This window comes from Desulfomicrobium norvegicum, assembly GCF_900114595.1.
In the GTDB taxonomy this organism is placed as follows: Bacteria; Desulfobacterota; Desulfovibrionia; order Desulfovibrionales; family Desulfomicrobiaceae; genus Desulfomicrobium; species Desulfomicrobium macestii.
In genome coordinates this window covers 1-3,971 of the sequence record NZ_FOTO01000031.1, presented here as the reverse complement: position 1 = coordinate 3,971, position 3,971 = coordinate 1, and the positions used below count along the sequence as shown (strand labels likewise).

Below are 3,971 nucleotides of genomic sequence, written 5' to 3'. Positions count from 1 at the left end.
TCAAATTGCTTGGGCACGTTTTTCGACCAGATGTTCGGTCGGTACAGGCTTGTGCTTGACGGACCGTTTTTAGAGTTTTTCAGGATCGACTATTTTATTGATATTGTGAATGCCTGAACCCAGTTTCATATCCTTGGGAACAGGGACCATAAAGCGCCCTACGGGGAACATTGTCACGGGACAGGGAGGCAAGTTTGGATTCGGGCCGGCAGTGTCGATGGTCATGTAATGGCATCCTCCAAGAATTAGGGTGAGCAGCAAGATGGACAGGGTCGGGAAAGGGGGCGGTCTCATGTGAACTCCCCTTTCAGCCAGCCAATGCAGAGATTGTGAACAACTCTCTTGACGGCAGCCAGCGCATCGCCTTTTTTGTCCACGAAGAACGACGCGTGAACCTCATGATTGACCTGCCCGGTGCAAAGCCTGCATTCCCCGTTCGGTCCGAACCAGATCGGCAGGAGATGCAGGTTCTTGCCCCAGTCATCCACCTCCGGGTCCATGGCCGTTGCGGAACTGAGCGGCACCGTTCCGTCGCCCTGATGGCGGAGAGGGTCGTCCGTCAGACCGGAAACCTCTTCTCCGGCCGCGGTCATGCGCAGCAGATAGAGGCGCAGGCCCTGTTCGCGGATGCGTTTCTGCAACTTGAAGAGCAATGCGTTGCCGGGCACCACATTGCCTAACGCGCCGTCAGCGTCCCTCCAGCGCACCTCGCCGTATTTCCCGAAACGGTTGAAGTCGGGCACGCAGCTCAGGTCCTTCAGGTACCGCTGTGGTTTGTCCTCGCGTGAATATCTCTCAATTTGCGCGTCCAGGACATGCTGCGTGATATCCCTTGCAAGCCAGCACACTTCGGTGATGGTCGTATGTTCGCCGTTGCTGAAGAGCTGGATCGTACGCGGATGACTGTATGGTCCGATGAGACTGTGAACTTCCTTCGCATGAATGAGACGTTTCTTGAGATTGCAGGCGATACTTTCTGACGTCTCTGGCTGGCATTCAGCAGAATTGTCTTGCCCAAGCGCCTTTTCAATCGTCTCGCCGTCCTCGGCATGCGGCTGAAACCATTCGCCATGGATGAGGCCCCAGTAATCCTTGTGGTGGCTTTTGGCGTAGATTTCCTCATACGGATCGTTTTTCGGATAGGACGTGAACATTTCCGGGTCATCCAGGTCCTGGATATGCAGCCAGGCCTGATCCCCCCTGTTGTTTCGATAAAACTGGTTGGGCAGGAGCTGCAGGACTCCTGGTGCGTGGGGCATGATGGCAGTCATGTGCGGACCGCTGGGCCCCAGAACCTCGCTGACTACCCTGCCGAGCAAGCCTTCCGCTCCCGTGCCCGCTATGGCCCGATGATAGGCGTCCGGCGCTCCGTGCACGGGCTGGGCGCCATGCACGACGCCCAGTACTTTCCTGGCCACGGCCTCGCCGCCCTCCCCGGCCAGGGCATACCGTGTCACCAGGCCTCCCATGGAATGGGAAATGATGATGACCTTGTCCGCTTTGATGCCCATGATGAATTCCTGCAGAGCCTTGCCGGAATTTCGGCACGAATCCACCCAGTCAAAGCCGAAGGCATAAACCGGCAAATCCAGAAATACCTTCAGCGGCGTCTTCCAGTCATGCAGGCCGCCGAGCAGTTTTCCAAAAAAGTCCCAGGCCAGGCCGGTCCACCCGCGATCTTCGGCTTTGGGGTACTCCTTGAGAATTTTCGGGTCCCCTTGGGCCATGACTTTGCGGCCGTTCTTGAAGAGGAGGTTGTAACGCTTCTCCGGCACACATAAAAAATACGATTTCACCATGAACTTCAGAGTATCCGGATCCCATACGGGCTCATCGTCCAAATTGCTCAACCGCGACGCCATGACCCCCGGCACCACCACTATGGCCACGGTCTGCCGCTTGACCCGAAAAATATGGGTCCGGTTCACTTCGCAGTTGGAGGCGACGCGGGGCTTGAACATTTCCTGCGGCGTCTTTTCATGGATTCTGGGGCTGACGTATTCATCCTTGGCGCGCTTGATCCTGACCATTTTTTTCATGGCAACACCTTTCGGCAGGCCGGTTCTTCGTACAGGTTCACGTGGGCTTCGATGTCCTGGCAAAGAAAGTGGTCTATGGTCACATCATTGGTCGGCACGCCCTGCGGATCGAGCCAGACGACATTGTGGACCAGCGACAAGGGCGCGGCGTTTGCCTCGGAACCAGAAACCGGAAAACATGCAAACAACTCCAAGTCACCGGCAGGGATGGCAGCCCGCGCCGAATCGGCTGCCAGTTCTTCCTCTCCCTGTGATTCCAGCACAAAGGCGATCCAGTACTCTTTCGGACAGTTCAGACAGATGGGTTCAACCACGATAACCTCCTTGGGTGCAGATATTGCGCATGGCGGCGACGGCCGCGTCTTCGTTGACGATCCTGGTGGTGAAAGGCTTGAGGTCGGGGAAGGATTCGGTGTCGGGAAAGGATTCCCCGTGGAGCAGGCAGCAGCGGATGAACAGTTCCAGGGCTTGTTCGCTGGACAATCCAAGGGCGAGCCCCCTTTGCACTTGGCGGACGGTGAAGGCCAGGAGCGGTTCATCCCCGGGCGGCATGGGCAAAGGCGCATCCGGCGTCGGGCCGCACAGGGAGAAGACGATATTGCGGGCCAGAATCTGGGCGCGGCCTTCCCGGAAGACTTCGGCATGGCGTGCGCCAAACATGTACCACGGGCAGGGATGGACAGGCCGGGGAGAGTCCGGGTTTTCGGGGGCATGGTCGATGCGGGCCCAGCCCCCTTCGCTCATGCGGGTCAGGACCAGCCGCGCCGGACCCAGAAGCAAAGGGGTTTCTTCGGGCATGGCGACGCTGATGCGCGCGAGGATGCGCCCATCCCAGATGCGAAAGATGAGATTTTCCCCTTCCGTCTTGACCAGCAGCAAGCTGCGCAGATGGGCCAATACATCTTCGATCGGGGCATCTGAAGCCACGACCATGCCCCAGCCCCTCGGATCGTGTTCTTCGAGCCAGTCCAGGATCAATGAACCGGGCTTCAGGGGAAGAATGCGGGGAGAGAGTTCGTGCATGTGCTCAAGGCGGGAATCAAGGAAGAGCAGCGTCTTTTTCGTTTCAGGTTCCAGGGAGTAGAGTTGCGCAAGGGCATCCGGATGACAGCCGGGGTCCAGAACAAGCCATGCGCTCCAGCCTTTGTTCCGGATTTCTTCAAGCACGGCTTTGGGATCACGAACTTCGCGCACCACTTCATTCATCTGCGATTCATGCATCTTTAGGCTCCTGTTCCATGGGACATTCATTGATGACAGGCTCATCCAGTACACGGGCCTGGTCGAAGATCACTTTCTGGCAGAATGGCGCCCGGCCTTCCTCGGGAAGGAGGCTGTCCACAGGCAAAAGCGGCCTCGCCCCCGAACCCGAACCCGGACTTCCGCCGGAGTTGATCCCGACCTTGGCTCCGACAATGGTCACTCCGGAAGGGTCGAGCCTGATGAAGCTGCCCCCGGCCTTGACGGTCAGCTCCGTGCCGGCCTCAAGGACCGCCTTGCTTCCGGCCTTGATGTGGACCTCGCCGCCGGTGCGCAGGAGCCATTTGTCGCCGAAGCGGCTGTGGCTGCTGCCTCTGACCGTCAGATGATCGTCGGCCAGAAGCTCGATCTTGCGGTCCTTCTCTACCGTCTGCTGATCTTCGCCCTTGACCAGCGAATACGAAAAATTGTCCACGGTGCGATGCTGGTCATGGAGGATGTGTTCTTTCCAGTCGTTCTTGACGTATGCATTCACGTCCTTCTCGGCGTGAACGTAGATCTCTTCCTGCCCCTTCTTGTCCTCGATGCGCATCTCATTGAATCCGCGTGGTTCGCCGTCGATTCCCGGTGTGGACATGGATTTGAAGACCGTGCGCGTCTTGTGCTCGGGCAGCGGGTAGGGAACCGGATTGGCGGCGTTATAGACTCGGCCGGTAACGATGGGCCGGTCCG

5 protein-coding genes are annotated in these 3,971 nt (G+C 58.2%); all 5 read right to left on the bottom strand.

Going from position 1 to position 3,971, the window contains the following annotated elements; genetic code table 11:
• Positions 1-69: 69 nt before the first annotated feature.
• On the bottom strand, positions 70-225 hold the full coding sequence (locus BMZ24_RS19745) for a hypothetical protein (protein WP_153304621.1): 156 nt from the start codon (positions 223-225) through the stop codon (positions 70-72).
• A gap of 65 nt (positions 226-290) precedes the next feature.
• On the bottom strand, positions 291-2,039 hold the full coding sequence (locus BMZ24_RS19230; protein WP_092194729.1) for an esterase/lipase family protein: 1,749 nt from the start codon (positions 2,037-2,039) through the stop codon (positions 291-293).
• A complete protein-coding gene (locus tag BMZ24_RS19225; protein ID WP_092194727.1) occupies positions 2,036-2,353 on the bottom strand; it encodes a hypothetical protein in 318 nt (105 codons plus the stop codon). Before BMZ24_RS19225 ends, BMZ24_RS19230 begins: the two co-directional genes overlap by 4 nt.
• Positions 2,346-3,260 (bottom strand): DUF4123 domain-containing protein, encoded by a 915-nt coding sequence (locus BMZ24_RS19220; protein WP_161949253.1) that lies wholly within the window; start codon positions 3,258-3,260, stop codon positions 2,346-2,348. Before BMZ24_RS19220 ends, BMZ24_RS19225 begins: the two co-directional genes overlap by 8 nt.
• A partial coding sequence (locus BMZ24_RS19865; RefSeq protein ID WP_425266287.1) for a bacteriophage T4 gp5 trimerisation domain-containing protein occupies positions 3,253-3,971 on the bottom strand: 719 nt, incomplete at its 5' end. The genes BMZ24_RS19865 and BMZ24_RS19220, both read right to left, overlap by 8 nt.